The following is a 15,731-nucleotide window of genomic DNA, read 5'->3' on the forward strand; positions in this document are numbered from 1 at the left end:
CGCGACCTGGATGCTGCTGCAGCAGCCGGCGGCTCAGCGGGGGCCGGGCAGCCTGGCGCCGACCATCCCCGGCAGCACCGGCCCCGGGACGGACACCGGCCGGACCGCGTCGGCGAACGCGCAGGGCCTGCCGAACAGGTAGCCCTGCGCGAGGTCGCAGCCCAGCGAGCGCAGGGCGGCGTACCGGGGCTCGTCCTCGACGCCCTCGGCGATCACGTCGGCGCCCAGCGACCGGCCCAGCGCGACGACCGCCTCGACCACGCCCGCCGCCCGCGGGCCGGCCGCGCCGGAGCCGCCGAGCTCCTGGACGAACGACTGGTCGATCTTCAGCAGCGTGACCGGGTAGTCGTGCAGCCGGGACAGCGACGAGTACCCGGTGCCGAAGTCGTCGATGGCGACCCCGACCCCCAGCTCGCGCAGGGCGCGCAGCATCGGCACCGCGCGGGCGTCGTCGGCGAGCGCGCTCTCGGTGACCTCGATGCCGAGCCAGCTCGCGGGCGCGTCGTACGCCGCGAGCAGGTCGACGACGAGCGTGATGAGGTCGGCGCGGTCCTGCCCCGCGGCGAACTGCCGGGGCGAGACGTTCACCCAGACCCGCAGGCCCGCGCCGGTGCTGCGGTTGTGGGCCGAGACCTCGGCCAGCGCGCGGTCGAGCGCCCACGCCCCGAGCTCGCCGATCAGGCCGGTCTCCTCGGCCACCGGGATGAACTCGCCCGGCGACACCGGGCCGCGGGTGCGGCTGGTCCACCGCATCAGGGCCTCGACCCCCTCGACCCGGCCCGTGACCAGGTCGACCTCCGCCTGGTAGACGAGCGACAGCTCGCCCTCCTCGATCGCGCGGCGCAGGTCGGCGGCCATGGTGAGCCGCTGCCGCGCGTGGTCGGCGCCGTGCTCCTCGTACCACTGGTGGCAGCCGCCGCCCGCGGCCTTGGCCCGGTACATCGCGACGTCGGCGCACCGGAGCAGCTCGTCCCACACCATCCCGCCGGGCTCGGCGTGCACGACGCCGACGGAGCAGCCCACCGCGAACTCCTCGCCCCGGACCGCGAACGGCTCGTCGAACGCCGCCACGAGCCGCAGCGCGACCTCCTCGGCCACGGCGGGGGTCGCGTCGGGCAGCAGCACGACGAACTCGTCGCCGCCGAGCCGCGCCGCGACCGCCCGGTCCGGCAGGCCGGCGCCCACCCGCTCGGCGGCCCGCTGCAGCAGCTGGTCGCCCACCACGTGGCCGTAGGAGTCGTTCACGAGCTTGAACCGGTCGAGGTCGAGCAGCAGCAGCGCGGTCCCCGCCCGGGAGGTGGTGAGGGCGGCCACCGCGCGCTCCCGCGCGACGTCCCGGTTCGCGAGGCCGGTCAGCGGGTCGTGCGTCGCGGCGTGCGTGAGCCGGTCCTGGGCGTCCCGGAACCGCGTGACGTCCCGGGCCACGACGAGCACGGAGTCGACCGCGCCGTCCAGGCCGCGCTCGGGCACCGCCCGGACGTCGTACCAGTGCCCCTCGACGTGGGCGGACATGCTGATCAGCCGCCGGGGGTCCGCGTCGGCGTCCGCGCCGCGGTCCTCCGAGATCGCGATCATGTGGTGCGCCAGCGCGCGCACCGAGTCCATCACCGGCGACCGGCCCGCGAGGTCGCCCACCCGCGAGCCCAGGTCGGCGTCCGACACCCGGGCGGCTCGGCGCATCGCCGCGTTGACGAACCGGAGCCGCGCGTCGCCGTCGACCCGGGCGAGCGCGTCCGGGGTGTTCCGGGTGATCGACTCCAGGTCCCGGGTGCGGGCCGCCAGCGCGCGGGTCCGGTCGTCGGCGAGCTCGACGGCCCGCAGCTCGGCGGCGGCGCGCGAGGCGACCAGGCCGACGACGAGCGCGGTCAGCACGGCGCCCCCGAGCAGCGGCAGCGGGGCGAGCGGGCCGACGGCCTCCCGCGGCTCGGCGGCGAGCGTCCAGGTGCGGCCCGCCACCGGCACCGCCACGGTGAGCCGCCCGCCCGCGGCGGACCGGACGTCGCGGTCCTCCGCGAGCACCCCGAGCACCGTGCCGCCGTCGCTCACGAGCGCGGGGTCCCGGGGCCGCGCGCTCACCGCGTCCAGCAGCGGCGCCACCGCGAACGTCGTCACCGTCCAGCCGAGCAGGCGGCGCCGGCGCTCGGCCGTGCTGCCGGGGGCGTCCGCGGCGTCGTAGACGGGCACCGCGATCGCGGCCTCGGCCCGGTCCGCCGCCCCGCGCGCCACCTTGCCGGCGTCGGACGCGTCGCCCGCGAGCGCGGGAACCGGGTAGGCGGCGCTCAGGACCGGCTCGCCGGAGTCGCGAGCCGCGGCGAGCGCGTCGGCCACCGCAGCCGCCCCCGCGGCGTCGTCGGCGCCGGCCGCCAGCGCGTCGAGCAGCGAGCCGGACCCGAGCCGCACCACCCGCGCGACGTGCACGTCCCCGGGCACGTCGGCCGCCCCGGCGGGCCGCAGGTCGACCGGGCCGGCGCGGTCGGCGGGGCTCGCGGGCGCCGGGAGCCACCCGACGCCCGAGGTGAGCAGCGGCCCGGGCCCCGACGGGCCGGCGGCGGGGTCCGTGCCGAGGGCGGGCGCGCCGGCGAGCACCCGGAGGTGGCCCTCCCACGCCGCCGCCGCGTCGTCCCACGACGCGCCCGTGGCCGGGGTCAGCAGGGACGCGGACGTCGACGCGACCCGGATCTGGCCCCCGATCCGCGCCACCAGCGCCTCCGCGGACACCGCGAGGCCGGCGCGCGTCGCCTGCTCGGCCCGGTCCCGCTGCTGGTGCGCGTCGAACGCCGAGGCGAGCAGGGACAGGGCGAGCCCGACGGGCACGAGCACGGCCACGACCAGCCGCACCCGCCCGCGGGCACGGCCGCGCGCGTCGACCTGCATGCGCACCCCCCTCCCGAGCCCACACGACGCCGGCCCGTCCGACCCGGGTCCCGCCGTACCCGTCCCATCGGCCGCGCGGCCCGGGGAGGCGACCCCCGGCCCGAAGTTCACCCGGCTGCCGCCCCCGCACCACCCACCCGCGAGCCGGTCGCCCCGGAGCGGGCCCGTCTCACCTACACTCGCGTCCGTGATCTTCAAGTCCGTGGGCGAGGGCAGGCCCTACCCCGACCACGGCCTGGTCACGCCCAAGCAGTGGGCCGAGGTGCCGCCGCGCCAGGTGCGCCTGGACGAGCTGGTCACGACCAAGCGCACGCTGAACCTGGACAACCTGCTGTCCGAGGACTCGACGTTCTACGGCGACCTGTTCGCGCACGTCGTGCAGTGGCGCGGCGTCCTGTACCTCGAGGACGGCCTGCACCGCGCGGTGCGCGCCGCGCTGCAGCAGCGGCCGGTCCTGCACGCCCGCGTCCTCGTGATCGAGTCCGATGAGCGCTGACCGCACGCCGGACGCCGCGCGCCAGCGCCGCCGCCGGCACACCCGGGAGCGCCAGGCCGTCGTGTTCGGCGTGCTGCTGGGCGGGCTCGCGGTCGCCGCGTTCGGCGCCGCCGCCGTCTACACCGGCAACGTCTCGCTGCCGTTCCTGTCCCGGGACTTCTCGTCGCCCGAGCCGACCGGCCTGGCCGCGGTGAACTCGCCGTGCCCGCCCGAGGGCGCCACGCCCGTGCCGTACGGCCAGGTCACCGTGAACGTGCTGAACGGCACCAACCGGGTCGGGCTCGCGGGCGACACCGCCTCGGCGCTCGCGTCGCGCGGCTTCGTCGTCGGGCAGCAGCTCAACGCGAGCCAGATGGGCTACACCACGTACACCGGCACCGCGCTGATCCAGTTCGGCACGCAGGGCGTCGCGGCCGCGTACACCGTGGCCGCGCAGTTCGACACCCCGCAGCTCGTCCTGGACACCCGCGCGGACGCGACCGTGGACGTCGTCGTCGGGTCGACCTACAACGCCCTGGTCGCGGCCGCGGACGTGGTGCTGGTCGCGGACCAGCCGTTCGCCGTGCCGGAGGGCTGCATCGCGCTGGACCAGGTGTCCCCGGTCGCGCAGGCCACCCCGCCGCCGGCCACCGAGGCGCCGGCGGCCGAGGAGCAGCCCGCGGCCGAGGGCTGAGCCGCCCCCGGCCGCGACCCGCTCAGCGGTCCAGCTCGGCCCCGCCCGGGACGGACGCCGGCGACGCCGGCTCCTGGCTGGTCCCCCGCCACCGGGCCACGCCCCGCATCACGTGGTAGACCCCGATCGCGGCGGCGGTGCCGAGCGCGATGCCCTCGAACGTGAGGTCGCCCGCCGTCCAGGTGTAGTTGGCGATGCCGACGACGAGCGCGACGGCGGCCGTGGTGAGGTTCACCGGGTCGGAGAAGTCGACCTTGTTCTGCACCCAGATCCGGGCCCCGAGCACACCGATCATCCCGTAGAGCACGGTCGTCGCCCCGCCGAGGACGCCCGCCGGGATCGTGTTGATGAGCTCGCCGAACTTGGGCGACATGCTGAGCACCAGCGCGGTCGCGGCGGCCACCCAGTACGCGGCGGTCGAGTAGACCTTGGTCGCCGCCATGACGCCGATGTTCTCCGCGTAGGTCGTCGTGCCGGAGCCGCCGCCCAGGCCCGCGAGCGTGGTGGCGAGGCCGTCGGCCAGCAGCGCGCGGCCGGTCAGCGGGTCCAGGTCCTTGCCCGTCATCGCGGCGACCGACTTCACGTGGCCGACGTTCTCCGCGATCAGCACGAACACCACGGGCAGGAACAGGCCGAGCAGCCGCGGCTCGAACGTCGGGGCCACGAAGTGCGGCAGGCCGAACCAGGCGGCCTCGCCCACCGCGGTGAAGTCGACCTCGCCGCGCAGCGTGGCGACGACGTAGCCGACCACGACGCCGACCAGGATCGACAGCCGGCCGAGGATCCCGCGGAACAGCACCGCGGACAGCACGATCGCGCCGAGGGTCACGATCGCGGTCACGGGGGCGGCGCGGAACCCGCTGCACGCGCCCGTCTCGTCGCAGGTGCCCCACGCCGTCGGCGCGAGGTTGAAGCCGATCAGGGCGACGACGGTGCCGGTGACCACCGGCGGCATCACCACGTCGATCCACCGCGAGCCGGCGAGGTGCACGACCAGGCCGATCGCCGCGAGCAGCAGGCCGGTGGCGAGGATGCCGCCGACGGCCGCGGACTGCCCGCCCGAGGCGGTGGCGGCGACGATCGGGCCGATGAACGCGAAGCTCGACCCCAGGTAGGACGGCAGCCGGTTGCCCGTCACCAGCAGGAACACGACGGTGCCCAGCGCGGAGAACAGCAGGGTGGTCGCCGGGGAGAAGCCGGTGAGCAGCGGCACCAGGAACGTCGCGCCGAACATGGCCACGACGTGCTGCATGCCGATGCCGATGGTCCGGGGCCAGGACAGCCGCTCGTCGGGGGCGACGACCGCCCCCGGCTCGACCCTCCTGCCGTCGCCGTGCACCCGCCAGCCGATCGCGCTCACCGCGGTCCTCCTCCTACGCCGGCGCCCCGGTCGGTCCGCGCGCCGCAGGGCAGGCTAGCGGGTGACGCGTCACCCGTCCGGGCGGCGCCCACGGCCCGCGTAGGGTGTGGCCCGGCCCGTGACCGACCGCCGTGGAGGTGCGCCATCGACCGGCTGCTGCGCTCGCGCGCCGCGCTGTGGACCGCGTTCGTCGCGGTGCACGGCTGGATCGCCTGCGTCGGGACCGTGCTCATCCCGGCCCGCGCGTTCTGGGACCTCGACCTGTACCGCTGGTGGATGTGGCAGGGGCTGCACCAGGGCGTGTGGCCGGTCCTGGACGGCGACTGGGTCTACCCCGCCGGCGCGCTGCTGCCCATGCTGCTGCCGGCGCTGGTCGACGCCGTGGGCACCCAGCCGTACGCCGTGGCGTGGTCCGCGCTCATCACGCTGCTGGACGCGGTCGCCGTGGTCGTGCTGCTGCGGTGCGCCGGGCGGGCGCCGCGGGAGGGCGCGGTGCGGGGCGACGTGGTGCCGCCCGCCCGCGACCCCGCCGTCGGCGCGTGGTGGTGGCTGGCGTTCGTGCTGCTGCTGGGGCCGGTCGCGGTCGGCCGGCTGGACGCCGTGGTCGCGCCGGTCGTGGTCGTCGCCCTGGCGGTCGCCCTGCGGCAGCCCGCCGTCGCGTCCGCCCTGCTCACGCTCGGCGCCTGGATCAAGGTGGCCCCCGGCGCGCTGCTGCTGCCGCTGGTGCTCGTGCTGCGCCGCCCGTGGCGGGACCTGGTGCTCCCCGCCGCCGCGGTCTGCGCGGTCGTCGTCGGCGCCGTCGCGGCGGGCGGCGGGCTCGCGCACCTCCCGAGCTTCCTCACCGAGCAGGGCGAGCGCGGCCTGCAGGTCGAGTCGGTGGCGGCGACCCCGTTCGTGCTGGCCGGGATCGCGGGCGGGATCGGCGGGGAGCCGGTGCGGGTGGTGCTGAACCAGGAGATCACGACGTGGGAGATCGCCGGCCCGGGGACCGCCGCCGTGGCGGGCGCGCTCGGCGTGGCGCTGCCGGTCGCCCTGGCCGCGGTGACGGCGCTGCTGACGTGGGTGCGGCTGCGCGCCGGCGACCGCCTGGACACGGCGGGCTTCCTCGCGCGCGGGGCGCTGCTGGTCGCCGTGACGCTGATCCTGGCGAACAAGGTCGGCTCGCCGCAGTTCGTCGGCTGGCTCGCGGGGCCGGTCGTGGTCGGCCTCGCCCGGCCCGGCGCGGGCGGCCTGCGGTCGTGGCGGGTGCCGGCCGCGCTGGTCCTGGTGATCGCGGGGCTGACCCAGGTGGTGTTCCCGGTCGCCTACGACGGCATCACCCTGCAGCAGGCCGGCCCGTCGCTGGTCCTGGTGCTGCGGAACGTGCTGCTGGTCGTCCTGCTCGTGGCGGTGGCCCGCGACCTCGTCCGCGCGGGGTCGCGGGCCACCGGCCCGGGCGAGGAGGCGCGCCTCAGCGCACCTGCGGCATGACCTCGGAGGCGATCAGCTCGAGGTGGTCCAGGTCGTGCAGGTCGAGCACCTGCAGGTAGACCCGGGAGACCCCCTGCTCGGCGAGCGTGCCGAGGCGGTCGACCATGGCGGTCGGCGTGCCGGCGATGCCCACGGCGCGGAGCTCCTTCGGGTCGCGCCCGATGGCCGCGGCGCGGCGGTCCACCTCGGCGTCGTCCCGGCCGCCCGCGAGGACCAGCGCCGCCGACATGACCAGCGACTCCGGGTCCCGGCCGATGGCGCGGCAGGCCTCGCGGACCGTCTCCAGCTTCTCGCCCACGACGTCCAGCGGCGGGAAGGTCAGGTTGAACTCGGAGGCGAACCGGGCGGCGAGCGCCGGGGTCTTCCGCGGGCCGAGGCCGCCGACGACCAGCGGCACGCCGGGCGTCGTCCCGTCGAGCGGCGACGTCTGCACCGGCTTCGGCAGCGCCGGGCTGTTCTTCAGCGTGTAGTGCTCGCCGGCGTAGTCGAACCGGCCGCCCACGGGCGTGCCCCACAGGCCGGTGACGACCTCCAGCTGCTCGGCGAACAGGCCGAACCGCTTCTCCGGGAACGGGATGCCGTAGGCCGCGTGCTCCTCGGCGTACCAGCCGGTGCCCAGGCCGAGCTCCACGCGGCCGCCCGACATCTGGTCGACCTGCGCGACCTGGATGGCCAGCACGCCGGGGTGCCGGAACGTGGCCGACGACACCAGGGTGCCGAGCCGGATCCGGCTGGTCTCGCGGGCCAGGCCGGCGAGCGTCGTCCAGGCGTCGGTGGGGCCGGGCAGGCCGTCCCCGGAGCCCATCGACAGGTAGTGGTCGGAGCGGAAGAAGGCGTCGAAGCCCAGGTCCTCGGTGGCGCGCGCGACGGCGAGGAGGTCGTCGTAGGTGGCGCCCTGCTGCGGTTCGGTGAAGATCCTCAGGTCCATGCGGGCAGCCTTTCACGGCGTCGGGGGTGGGTCGCGCCACGGCCCCGGCGGTAGCGTCGGGGGCGTGCTGCGCGGCGTCCGGTGGTCGAGCCTCGCCGTCGTGCTGGGCGCGGGGGTGCTGGCCCTCGTGTGCCTGGTGCTGGCCCTGCGCGGCCGGCCGTGGGCGTGGGTCGTGGGCGCCGTGTGCGCCGCCACCGCGCTGCGCGAGGTGCGGGCGCTGCGCCGGCTGGACCGCCCGACGGGCGACCGGCGTGCTCGTCCGGCCCGGGGCCCCCGCGCGTGAGACGGTGAGGGCATGGTGACGCAGCTCGGCCTGGCCCTCGATGCACTGGCGGTGGCCGACTGGCGGCGGCGCACCGCGCAGATGTACGCCGACGTCCGCCGGCTGGCCGAGGACGACCCGGCGGCCGCGCACGCCGAGTGGGTCGCGCGCCGCGACGAGCTGTTCGCCACGCACGCCGCGTCCCCGCTGCACCACGCCGCCAAGGCGGTGTTCGAGGGCCTGTCCGTCGCGCCGTACGACCCGGCCTACCGGTTCGAGGTCCGGGTCCGCGCGACGTCCGCGCAGCGGCTCGAGGTCGCGACCGGCACCGACGGCGTCGTGCCGTTCGACCGGGTCGGGCGGGTCGAGCTCGGCGACCTCGGGTCGCTGTCCGTCTGGGCGCTGCGCACCTACGGCGGCGGCATCTTCATCCCGGTGAAGGACGCGACCGCGGGCAAGGGCACCTACGGCGGCGGGCGGTACCTGCTCGACACGATCAAGCACGCCGACCTGGGCCGGGCGACCGACGGCGGGCTGATCCTCGACCTGAACTTCGCGTACAACCCCTCGTGCGCCTACGACCCGGCGTGGGCGTGCCCGCTCGCGACCCGCGGGAACGTGCTGCCGGCGCCGGTGCCCGTGGGCGAGCAGCAGCCGGACCCGAAGCTCGTGGCGGACTTCGAGCTGGAGTGACGCCCGGCGGCTGCCGCGGTCGCACATCCGGCCGCCCGTGAGGTCGTCACAACGGCGTGAGGCCGTCACTCAGGAGTGACGACCTCACGCGGATGTGACGACCTCACGACATCAGCGGCCGCGGCGGCCCGCCGCGCGGCCCTCGGCCCGGCCCGCACGGCGGATCCGGAACGTCCCCGCCGCCAGCCCGATCAGCAGCATCGCGGTCAGCGCCACCCACAGCGGCGTCGTCACCGTCGTCGCGAGCAGGTGCACCCGCACCGGCTGCCGGTTCTGCGCCACGAAGACCACGGCGAGCACCACCAGCAGGATGCTCAGCCAGCGGCGCTGCAGGAACGTGACGACGGGGTTCGGGCGGCTCGTGGGCGTCTCGGTGCTGCTCATGGCGGGCTCCTCCTCGGCGCGGGGTGCTGGGTGCGCGGGGTGCGGGTGCGCGGCGTGCGCGCGCGGGTGCGGGCGCCGGCCGGCCGCCCCGGTCCGAGCATGGCGCAGCCCGCCGCCGGCCGACCACCTACGCTGACCGGCGTGCCGCTGACCATCGAGACCCGCACCCCCGCCGAGATCACCGCCGCCGAGCTGTACGCCCTGCTGCGGCTGCGCGTCGACGTGTTCGTCGTCGAGCAGGCCTGCCCCTACCCGGAGCTCGACGGCCAGGACCTGCTGGACGACTCCCTCCAGGTGTGGGCGCACGAGGACGGCGAGCTGCTGGGCACGATCCGGGTGCTGCGCGCCGGCGGCGACCACCCGGCGATCGGCCGGGTCGCGACCGCCGGGGTCGCGCGCGGGCGCGGCGTCGCCGGGGCGCTGCTCGAGCACGGGATCGCGCTGTGCGGCCCGGCGGCGACCATCCACCTGCACGCGCAGGCGCACCTGGAGGCCTGGTACGGCCGCTACGGGTTCGAGCGCGCGGGCGCGGACTACGACGAGGACGGCATCCCGCACGTGCCGATGGTGCGCGCGCCGCGCTGACCGCGCGTCCCGGTGCCGGCGAGCTCGGGACCGCGCGGGCCTGCCGCGGGCCGGGTCAGCGCTGGCAGGTCGGGCACCAGTAGAGCTTGCGGCCGGCCATCTCCTCGACGACCACCGGCGTGCCGCAGGTCCGGCACGGCTCGCCGCCGCGGCCGTAGACCCAGTGCCGCTGCGCCGGGTCCCGGAGCGCCGCCGCGCGGCCGGCCTCGTCCAGGTCCTCGCGGGTGAGCATGACGCCGGTCGCGATGCCGTCGGCCAGCAGCACCGACCAGTCGTCCCACAGCGCGCGCGCCGTCTCCGCCGGGACCCGCTTGCCGGGGGTGTGCGGGTCGAGCCGCGCGCGGTACAGCAGCTCCGCCCGGTAGATGTTGCCGATCCCGGCGACCACCGCCTGGTCCATGAGCAGCTGGCCGACGGCGGTGCCGCGGGCGGTGAGCCGCTGCACCATGACGTCGGCCGCCGTGCCCGGCCCGGACGCCACCGCGTCGGCGACCGCGGGATCGGTCTCCCCCGGCTCGACGTGCGCCGCGCCACCCGTGGCCGCGGCGACCGCGTGGGGGTCGGCCATCCGGGCGCGGACGTCGTCCTCGACCGCCGGGTCCGGACCGAGCCTCGCCAGCGCGGCGGCCGTGGCGGCGGGGTCCAGCACCTCGCACGCCGTCGGGCCGCGCAGGTCGGCCACCGTCTGCTCCGTGGCGAGCCGCACCCGCACCTGGCCGACGGGCTCCGGCGGGAAGTCCTCGGCCTCCGCGCCCTCGTCCCCCTCGCGCTCCCCCTCGCCCATCCGCACCGACCGCCGCACGCGCGGGGCGCCGAGCGACGCGACCGCGCCGCCGCCGTCGACCAGCGGGGACACGACGCCGAGGAAGTCCCACGCGCCGTACAGCCCCAGGTGCACCCGCAGCACGTGGCCGCCCTCGAACCCGAGGAACAGCTGCTTGCCGACGGCGGCCGAGGTCAGCAGCTCCCGCCCGTCGAGCAGCGCGGCGCCCTGGGCGAACCGGCCCTGCGGCGAGGACACCGCCACGCGGTGCCCCACGAAGTCGCGGGCGAACTGGCGGGCGATGCGGTGGACGGTGTGACCCTCGGGCATGCGCCCAGGCTAGGGGCGGGCCCCGACACCCGCGGCCCGGGGGGTCAGTCGTCCCAGAAGGCGGTCCACAGCCCGACGAGCAGCACCACCGCCACGAGCCCGACCGCGGGCCACACCGCGGCGGACCACGACCAGGCCGCCGCGAGCTCCTGCACGGCGTCCCGGCCGTGCAGCACGTGCCCCAGCAGCGCGGCCGTCGCGCGGAGCACGAGCTCCAGCGCCACGTCGACGGCCCCGCTCAGCACGGCACCGCCCGGCGCGCGCGGGCCCGGCGGGCGGCGTCTCGGCAGGTCACGGGCCCCATCCTGCCAGGCACAGGGGGCGCACAGCCAGGAACCGGGGCGGTGCGACACGGGCGAGGACGATGGGCGGCGTGGACCTCGACCCCGTCGTCACCGATCCCGAGCACTACCGCGTGGTGCTCGAGAACGCGCGCGTGCGCGTCCTGGCGTACGAGGACGCCCCGGGCGACCGCACGACGCCGCACGCGCACCCGGACAGCGTGATGATCACGCAGTCGGCGGTCGACCGGCACCTGACCGGGCCGCAGGGCGAGCGCGACGTCGCGCTGCCCGCGGGAGCCGTGGTGTGGCTGCCGGCCCAGGAGCACGCGGGCGAGAACACCGGCCCGGCGCCGACCCGCGCGCTGTTCGTCGAGCTCAAGGAGGGCCCGGCGGCGCCGGCGCCGGGGTCGTCGCTCGGCCCGGGGTGACCGCCGAGCGGACGGCCCGTCCCGGGCGTCGTCACGACGCGGACGCGACGTCCCAGCAGCCGGGCGCGGGACCGGGCGCGTCCGACCCCGCCGGTAGGCTGGGCCGACCGACCGCTCGGACCGATCAGGGGGCACGACATGGCCGCGAGCACGCCGCCGGAGACCGCCACGACCACCGCGCCGGCCGACCGCGCGCGCCGCACCCGGCTCGCCGTCGTGGCCGTCGCCGTGGTCCTGCTGCTGGTCGCGGGCGGGGTCTGGTTCGCGTCCGCGCAGCGCTCGCAGGCGCAGGACCGGTCCGCGCTGGACGACGCGCTGGCGGACCTCGCGCCGGTCGCGCTCGACCTGCGGCAGCAGATCGAGGCCTCGCACGAGGGGCTCGCGTCCGCCGAGGGCCGGCTGCTCGACCCCTCCCTCGGGACCGTGCTCGCCGACGCGCTCGCGGAGGCCGAGACCCTGGACACCACCGCGCCGACGGAGGGCTCCCTGGCCGAGCAGGCCGCGGCGGTCGAGCAGACGCGCGCCACGGCGCTCGCCCAGCTCACGGCGGTGCAGGACGCGACCCGCGACCTGTTCGAGAACAGCTACTACTACGAGATCGCGCAGGAGGAGCAGGCCCGGCAGGCCGCGCTCGCCGCCCTCGACGCCGCGGTGGCCGCCGGCCAGCAGGCGCTGGCCGCGGGCGCCGGGGACGCCGACGCGCGGGCCGCGCTGCAGAGCGCGCTCGACGCCGCCGCGGCCGCGCGCGCCACCGAGGTCGACCCCGACCTGATCGACACCGTGATCAGCGCGACGACCGCCGCGCAGGAGGCGACGACCGGGGTCGAGGCCGCGACGGCGGCGCTGGCCGGCTGACCGCCCCGGCTCAGGCCTGGTCGGCGAGCGGGACGTCGCCCTTCACCTCGTCGTACCCGTGCGCGTTCGGCAGCTCGGCCGGCGCATACACCAGGCGCACGACGCCGGTCGGGAAGATGTCCGACCGGAGCAGCCGCAGCGGGTAGATCGGCGAGCCCTCGTCGAACAGCCGCTCCCCACCCCGCGCGGCGACCGGGTGCACGAGCAGCCGCAGCTCGTCGAGCAGCCCCGCGGCGAGCAGCTGCCGCACGACGGACAGCGACCCCGGCACCACGACCTTGCCGACGCCGGGCTCGGCCTTCAGGGCGGTGACGGCCTCGACCAGGTCACCCTCCACCCGCTCCGCGTTCCGCCAGCCGAGGTCGGCGGTGCCGCGGGTGGCCACCAGCTTGCGGGTGTCGCCCAGCTGCTTCGCGTAGGCGGCGTCGACGTCGCCGGCGGCCTCCCGCCCGGGCCACGCGCCGGCGAAGGAGTCGTAGGTGACCCGGCCGAGCAGCAGCACGTCGGCGCCCGCGTAGTCCTCGGTCACCGCGGCGCCCATGTGGTCGTCGAAGTACGGGAAGTGCCACGCCGGGTCGATCTCGGCCACGCCGTCGAGCGAGATGAAGAGGGTCGAGACGATGGTCGCCATCGCGGGTCCTTCCGTCGGGCGGGCGACGCGCGCCGCGCGGGTGCTCAGGCCCCCCATGAGACCCCACCCGCGCGGCGCGTGCCTAGACCCCCGGCGCCGTCAGCGGACGGCGCCCGCGTACGCCCCCGCGGCCAGGTCCTCGAGCAGCGTCGGCCCGGTGGGCGCCCAGCCCAGCCGCTCGCGGGTGAGCGCGCTGGACGCCGGGAGGTCGAGGGCGAAGAACGCGCCGATCCAGCCGAAGTGGGCCGCGGCGTCCTCGGGCGTGACCGACGCGACGGGCACGCCGGCCGCCCTGCCGATCGCCGCCGCGATCTCGCGGGCGGGCACGCCCTCCTCGCCCACGGCGTGCACCACCGGGACGTCGCCCGCCGCCGCAGCCCGGTCCAGGGCGAGCGCGACCAGGCGCCCGGCGTCCCCGCGGTGCACCGCGGGCCACCGGTTCGCCCCGTCGCCGACGTACCCCGCGACGCCGCGCGCGCGGGCCACCCGGACCAGCTCGGCGACGAACCCGTGGTCCCCGGCGCCGTGCACCGTGGGCGCGAACCGCAGCGCGACGGGCCGGACGCCGCGGTCCGCGAGCGCGAGGGCGTAGGTCTCGCTCGCACCGCGCGGGGCGTCGGGCGCCGAGAACGGCGACGCGACGTCCTCGGTGAGCACCCGGCCGGGCGCGACGCCGGCGATGCCGGACGCGAGCAGGAGCGGCCGACCGGTTCCGGCGAGCACGTCGCCGATCGCCCCGACCGCGGCCCGCTCCGTGCGGCCGGACGCCGCGTAGTCGCTGAAGTCGTGCGTGAACGCGAGGTGCAGGACGGCGTCGGCGTCCTCGGCGCCGGCCCGAAGCGCCCCGAGGTCGTCCAGGTCGCCGCGGCGGACCGCGGCGCCGGCGGCGGCGAGCGAGGCGGCGGACGCCTCGGAGCGGGCGAGGCCGACGACCTCGTGCCCCGCGGCGAGCAGCTCGGGGACGGCGGCCGAGCCGATCCAGCCGGACGCACCGGTGACGAACACGCGCATGGGAGTCCTCCAGGGACGAGCACCCGGGCGGACCCGGGGCGACCGTGATGTCAGTCGCTGTCATCACCGTACGCCCGATGTCAGTCGCTGTCATCACTAGACTGGCGGGATGGGACGCTGGGAGCCGGACGCGCAGGGCCGGATGGCGCGCGCCGCGCTGGAGCTCTACGCCGAGCGCGGCTACGAGCAGACGACGGTCCAGGACATCGCCGCGCGGGCCGGCGTCACCGAGCGCACCTACTTCCGGTACTTCGCCGACAAGCGCGAGGTGCTGTTCGACGGCGCGCACACCCTGGAGCGCCTGGCCGTCGCCGGGGTCGTGGACGCGCCGGCGGACGCGGGGCCGCTCGAGGCCGCGGGGGCGGGCGTCGTCCGGGGCTGCGACGCCCTCGCGGACCGGTACGAGCGCGCCCGCACCCGGGCGGGCGTCGTCGCGGCGAACCCCGGGCTGCAGGAGCGCGAGCTGCTCAAGATGGCGGCGCTCGGCACCGCCGTCGCCGGCGCGCTGCGGGAGCGCGGGGTCCCCGTACCCGCCGCCGCGCTCGCCGCCGAGGCGGCCGTGGCCGCGTTCCGCGTGGGGTTCGAGGCGTGGGTCGCGAGCGACGGCGGGCGTGGCCTCGACGACCACGTGCGGGCCGCGCTGGCCGACCTGCGCGCGCTCGCCGCCGGCTGAGGCGTCCACGGACCGGACGGCGCCGCGGGCGGCCGCCGGGCCGTGACCAGCGGGGCCACGGCGGCCGCGACGGTCACTCTTGACACGTCACGCCGGTCTGCACAGACTCGTCGGCATGTCCGCCGTCCGGCACGCCCACGCGACCCCGCTCCCCGCGGGGTCCGTCGCCGTGCCGACGGTGCGGTGCAGCTGTCGAATGTGTCGCTGACGTCCCAGCGGTCCCCCGCCCGCGCCTGAGCGCGCGCCCGGCCGGACCCCGCGTCACCCCGCAGCAGCCGCCCTCCGCGCATCCCCGGTCCGCCCGGTCCCGGCGCGCGAGCGCACCCGCACCGCACCCGCCGGACCCCAGGAGCCTGAAGTGCCGCAGCACACCCGAGTCGACGTCCTCCCCATCCAGGAGGTCGTCGCCTCCGCCTCCCCCAGCGCCTGGCGCGACGGCCTCGTCGTCGAGCAGGGCGACGCGCAGGTGACGGTCGCCCTGCTCGACGGCGAGCTGCGCGTGCTCACGACGCGCGCGACGCCGCAGCCCGGCGAGCCGGCGGCGGTGCACCCGGTCGCCGGGCTGCTGGCGGTGGGCGGCGCCTGGTACGCCGCGCGCCCGTCGGTCTAGCGGTCCGACCCCCGGCGAGTCAGGCCATCGAGGACATCATCGAGCGGCAGGCGTCGACCATCGCGCGGCAGGCCTGCGCGCAGATCCGGCAGTGCTCGGACATGTCCGCGTGCATCTCGCACTCCGCCGCGCACGCCTCGCCCATGGTGACGCAGGCCTGCATCATCGCCGACATCACGGACATGTCGTAGCCCGCGGGCCGCAGCATCATCCGCATCATCGTGGTCGCCACGTCCGCCGTGCTCGCGCACAGGGACGCACATCGGCCCATGTTCTCCCCGGCATCGGCGTCGGCACACATGGTCGCCGCCATGGCCGCGGCCGAGCAGGCCTCGATGCAGGGCTGCATCGCGGTCATGTCCATCCCCGTCGTGCCCGCCGGCATCGACTTCATCATGTCCATCATCATGCTCACGGCAGT

The 15,731-nt window shown here is 77.1% G+C and carries 19 protein-coding genes; 10 read left to right on the forward strand and 9 right to left on the reverse strand.

The window, feature by feature from the left end; all coding sequences use genetic code 11:
- Positions 1-33 precede the first annotated feature (33 nt).
- Positions 34-2,874 (reverse strand): bifunctional diguanylate cyclase/phosphodiesterase, encoded by a 2,841-nt coding sequence (locus VER05_RS06260; RefSeq protein ID WP_324844519.1) that lies wholly within the window; start codon positions 2,872-2,874, stop codon positions 34-36.
- 187 nt (positions 2,875-3,061) lie between these two features.
- Here VER05_RS06260 and VER05_RS06265 point away from each other — a divergent pair, with 187 nt between their 5' ends.
- Both VER05_RS06265 and VER05_RS06270 read left to right on the forward strand, forming a co-directional pair.
- On the forward strand, positions 3,062-3,370 hold the full coding sequence (locus tag VER05_RS06265) for a type II toxin-antitoxin system VapB family antitoxin (protein WP_324844520.1): 309 nt from the start codon (positions 3,062-3,064) through the stop codon (positions 3,368-3,370).
- On the forward strand, positions 3,360-4,043 hold the full coding sequence (locus VER05_RS06270; protein WP_324844521.1) for a LytR C-terminal domain-containing protein: 684 nt from the start codon (positions 3,360-3,362) through the stop codon (positions 4,041-4,043). Before VER05_RS06265 ends, VER05_RS06270 begins: the two co-directional genes overlap by 11 nt.
- A gap of 22 nt (positions 4,044-4,065) precedes the next feature.
- Here the strand turns inward: VER05_RS06270 and VER05_RS06275 are convergent, their stop codons facing one another.
- Positions 4,066-5,403, reverse strand: coding sequence for a uracil-xanthine permease family protein (locus VER05_RS06275; RefSeq protein WP_324844522.1), 1,338 nt, complete (start codon positions 5,401-5,403; stop codon positions 4,066-4,068).
- Positions 5,404-5,598: 195 nt separating this feature from the next.
- On the opposite strand from VER05_RS06275, the gene VER05_RS06280 reads away from it, so the two are divergent.
- Complete coding sequence (locus VER05_RS06280; protein ID WP_324844523.1) at positions 5,599-6,873, forward strand: glycosyltransferase 87 family protein; 1,275 nt, start codon at positions 5,599-5,601, stop codon at positions 6,871-6,873.
- Here VER05_RS06280 and VER05_RS06285 read toward each other — a convergent pair.
- Entirely contained in the window at positions 6,854-7,801 is a 948-nt protein-coding gene (locus VER05_RS06285) for an LLM class F420-dependent oxidoreductase (RefSeq protein WP_324844524.1), read from the reverse strand. The genes VER05_RS06280 and VER05_RS06285 overlap by 20 nt on opposite strands.
- 64 nt (positions 7,802-7,865) lie before the next feature.
- Between VER05_RS06285 and VER05_RS06290 the strand changes: the two genes are divergently transcribed.
- Positions 7,866-8,084 carry a hypothetical protein gene (locus VER05_RS06290; RefSeq protein WP_324844525.1) on the forward strand — a complete coding sequence of 73 codons (219 nt, stop codon included), beginning with the start codon at positions 7,866-7,868 and terminating at the stop codon, positions 8,082-8,084.
- A gap of 12 nt (positions 8,085-8,096) precedes the next feature.
- Positions 8,097-8,756 carry a DUF1684 domain-containing protein gene (locus VER05_RS06295; protein WP_324844526.1) on the forward strand — a complete coding sequence of 220 codons (660 nt, stop codon included), beginning with the start codon at positions 8,097-8,099 and terminating at the stop codon, positions 8,754-8,756.
- Positions 8,757-8,867: 111 nt separating this feature from the next.
- On the opposite strand, the gene VER05_RS06300 is transcribed toward VER05_RS06295, so the two are convergent.
- Positions 8,868-9,140: a LapA family protein gene (locus VER05_RS06300; RefSeq protein ID WP_324844527.1), complete on the reverse strand. Its 273-nt coding sequence runs from the start codon at positions 9,138-9,140 to the stop codon at positions 8,868-8,870.
- Between the two features lie 141 nt (positions 9,141-9,281).
- On the opposite strand from VER05_RS06300, the gene VER05_RS06305 reads away from it, so the two are divergent.
- Positions 9,282-9,725 carry a GNAT family N-acetyltransferase gene (locus VER05_RS06305; RefSeq protein ID WP_324844528.1) on the forward strand — a complete coding sequence of 148 codons (444 nt, stop codon included), beginning with the start codon at positions 9,282-9,284 and terminating at the stop codon, positions 9,723-9,725.
- 55 nt (positions 9,726-9,780) lie between these two features.
- Here the strand turns inward: VER05_RS06305 and VER05_RS06310 are convergent, their stop codons facing one another.
- Together VER05_RS06310 and VER05_RS06315 are read right to left on the reverse strand one after the other, a co-directional pair.
- The gene (locus VER05_RS06310; protein ID WP_324844529.1) at positions 9,781-10,818 is read right to left on the reverse strand and encodes an Fpg/Nei family DNA glycosylase; all 1,038 of its coding nucleotides are present in this window, start codon (positions 10,816-10,818) and stop codon (positions 9,781-9,783) included.
- Between the two features lie 44 nt (positions 10,819-10,862).
- Entirely contained in the window at positions 10,863-11,063 is a 201-nt protein-coding gene (locus VER05_RS06315; protein WP_324844530.1) for a hypothetical protein, read from the reverse strand.
- A 119-nt stretch (positions 11,064-11,182) separates the two neighbouring features.
- On the opposite strand from VER05_RS06315, the gene VER05_RS06320 reads away from it, so the two are divergent.
- Together VER05_RS06320 and VER05_RS06325 are read left to right on the forward strand one after the other, a co-directional pair.
- Positions 11,183-11,530 (forward strand): cupin domain-containing protein, encoded by a 348-nt coding sequence (locus VER05_RS06320; RefSeq protein WP_414647565.1) that lies wholly within the window; start codon positions 11,183-11,185, stop codon positions 11,528-11,530.
- 138 nt (positions 11,531-11,668) lie between these two features.
- Positions 11,669-12,385 (forward strand): hypothetical protein, encoded by a 717-nt coding sequence (locus tag VER05_RS06325; RefSeq protein WP_324844532.1) that lies wholly within the window; start codon positions 11,669-11,671, stop codon positions 12,383-12,385.
- A gap of 10 nt (positions 12,386-12,395) precedes the next feature.
- Here the strand turns inward: VER05_RS06325 and VER05_RS06330 are convergent, their stop codons facing one another.
- Both VER05_RS06330 and VER05_RS06335 read right to left on the reverse strand, forming a co-directional pair.
- Positions 12,396-13,016, reverse strand: coding sequence for a dihydrofolate reductase family protein (locus VER05_RS06330; RefSeq protein ID WP_324844533.1), 621 nt, complete (start codon positions 13,014-13,016; stop codon positions 12,396-12,398).
- 99 nt (positions 13,017-13,115) lie between these two features.
- A complete protein-coding gene (locus VER05_RS06335) occupies positions 13,116-14,027 on the reverse strand; it encodes an SDR family oxidoreductase (RefSeq protein WP_324844534.1) in 912 nt (303 codons plus the stop codon).
- A 109-nt stretch (positions 14,028-14,136) separates the two neighbouring features.
- Here VER05_RS06335 and VER05_RS06340 point away from each other — a divergent pair, with 109 nt between their 5' ends.
- Positions 14,137-14,700 (forward strand): helix-turn-helix domain-containing protein, encoded by a 564-nt coding sequence (locus VER05_RS06340; RefSeq protein WP_324844535.1) that lies wholly within the window; start codon positions 14,137-14,139, stop codon positions 14,698-14,700.
- Positions 14,701-15,058: 358 nt separating this feature from the next.
- Entirely contained in the window at positions 15,059-15,310 is a 252-nt protein-coding gene (locus VER05_RS06345; protein ID WP_324844536.1) for a nuclease, read from the forward strand.
- A gap of 19 nt (positions 15,311-15,329) precedes the next feature.
- Here VER05_RS06345 and VER05_RS06350 read toward each other — a convergent pair whose 3' ends face one another.
- Positions 15,330-15,542 (reverse strand): hypothetical protein, encoded by a 213-nt coding sequence (locus VER05_RS06350; RefSeq protein ID WP_324844537.1) that lies wholly within the window; start codon positions 15,540-15,542, stop codon positions 15,330-15,332.
- Between the last annotated feature and the right edge of the window lie 189 nt (positions 15,543-15,731).

The organism is Cellulomonas sp. (assembly GCF_035634735.1).
Classification (GTDB): domain Bacteria; phylum Actinomycetota; class Actinomycetes; order Actinomycetales; family Cellulomonadaceae; genus Cellulomonas.

Bases quoted from the DNA above. Each gene is read 5' to 3' on its own strand.
- VER05_RS06260 (WP_324844519.1), bottom strand. From the start codon at position 2,874: ATGCAGGTCGACGCGCGCGGCCGTGCCCGCGGGCGGGTGCGGCTGGTC.
- VER05_RS06270 (WP_324844521.1), top strand. From the start codon at position 3,360: ATGAGCGCTGACCGCACGCCGGACGCCGCGCGCCAGCGCCGCCGCCGG.
- VER05_RS06285 (WP_324844524.1), bottom strand. From the start codon at position 7,801: ATGGACCTGAGGATCTTCACCGAACCGCAGCAGGGCGCCACCTACGAC.
- VER05_RS06295 (WP_324844526.1), top strand. From the start codon at position 8,097: ATGGTGACGCAGCTCGGCCTGGCCCTCGATGCACTGGCGGTGGCCGAC.
- VER05_RS06300 (WP_324844527.1), bottom strand. From the start codon at position 9,140: ATGAGCAGCACCGAGACGCCCACGAGCCGCCCGAACCCCGTCGTCACG.
- VER05_RS06310 (WP_324844529.1), bottom strand. From the start codon at position 10,818: ATGCCCGAGGGTCACACCGTCCACCGCATCGCCCGCCAGTTCGCCCGC.
- VER05_RS06320 (WP_414647565.1), top strand. From the start codon at position 11,183: ATGGGCGGCGTGGACCTCGACCCCGTCGTCACCGATCCCGAGCACTAC.
- VER05_RS06325 (WP_324844532.1), top strand. From the start codon at position 11,669: ATGGCCGCGAGCACGCCGCCGGAGACCGCCACGACCACCGCGCCGGCC.
- VER05_RS06330 (WP_324844533.1), bottom strand. From the start codon at position 13,016: ATGGCGACCATCGTCTCGACCCTCTTCATCTCGCTCGACGGCGTGGCC.
- VER05_RS06335 (WP_324844534.1), bottom strand. From the start codon at position 14,027: ATGCGCGTGTTCGTCACCGGTGCGTCCGGCTGGATCGGCTCGGCCGCC.
- VER05_RS06340 (WP_324844535.1), top strand. From the start codon at position 14,137: ATGGGACGCTGGGAGCCGGACGCGCAGGGCCGGATGGCGCGCGCCGCG.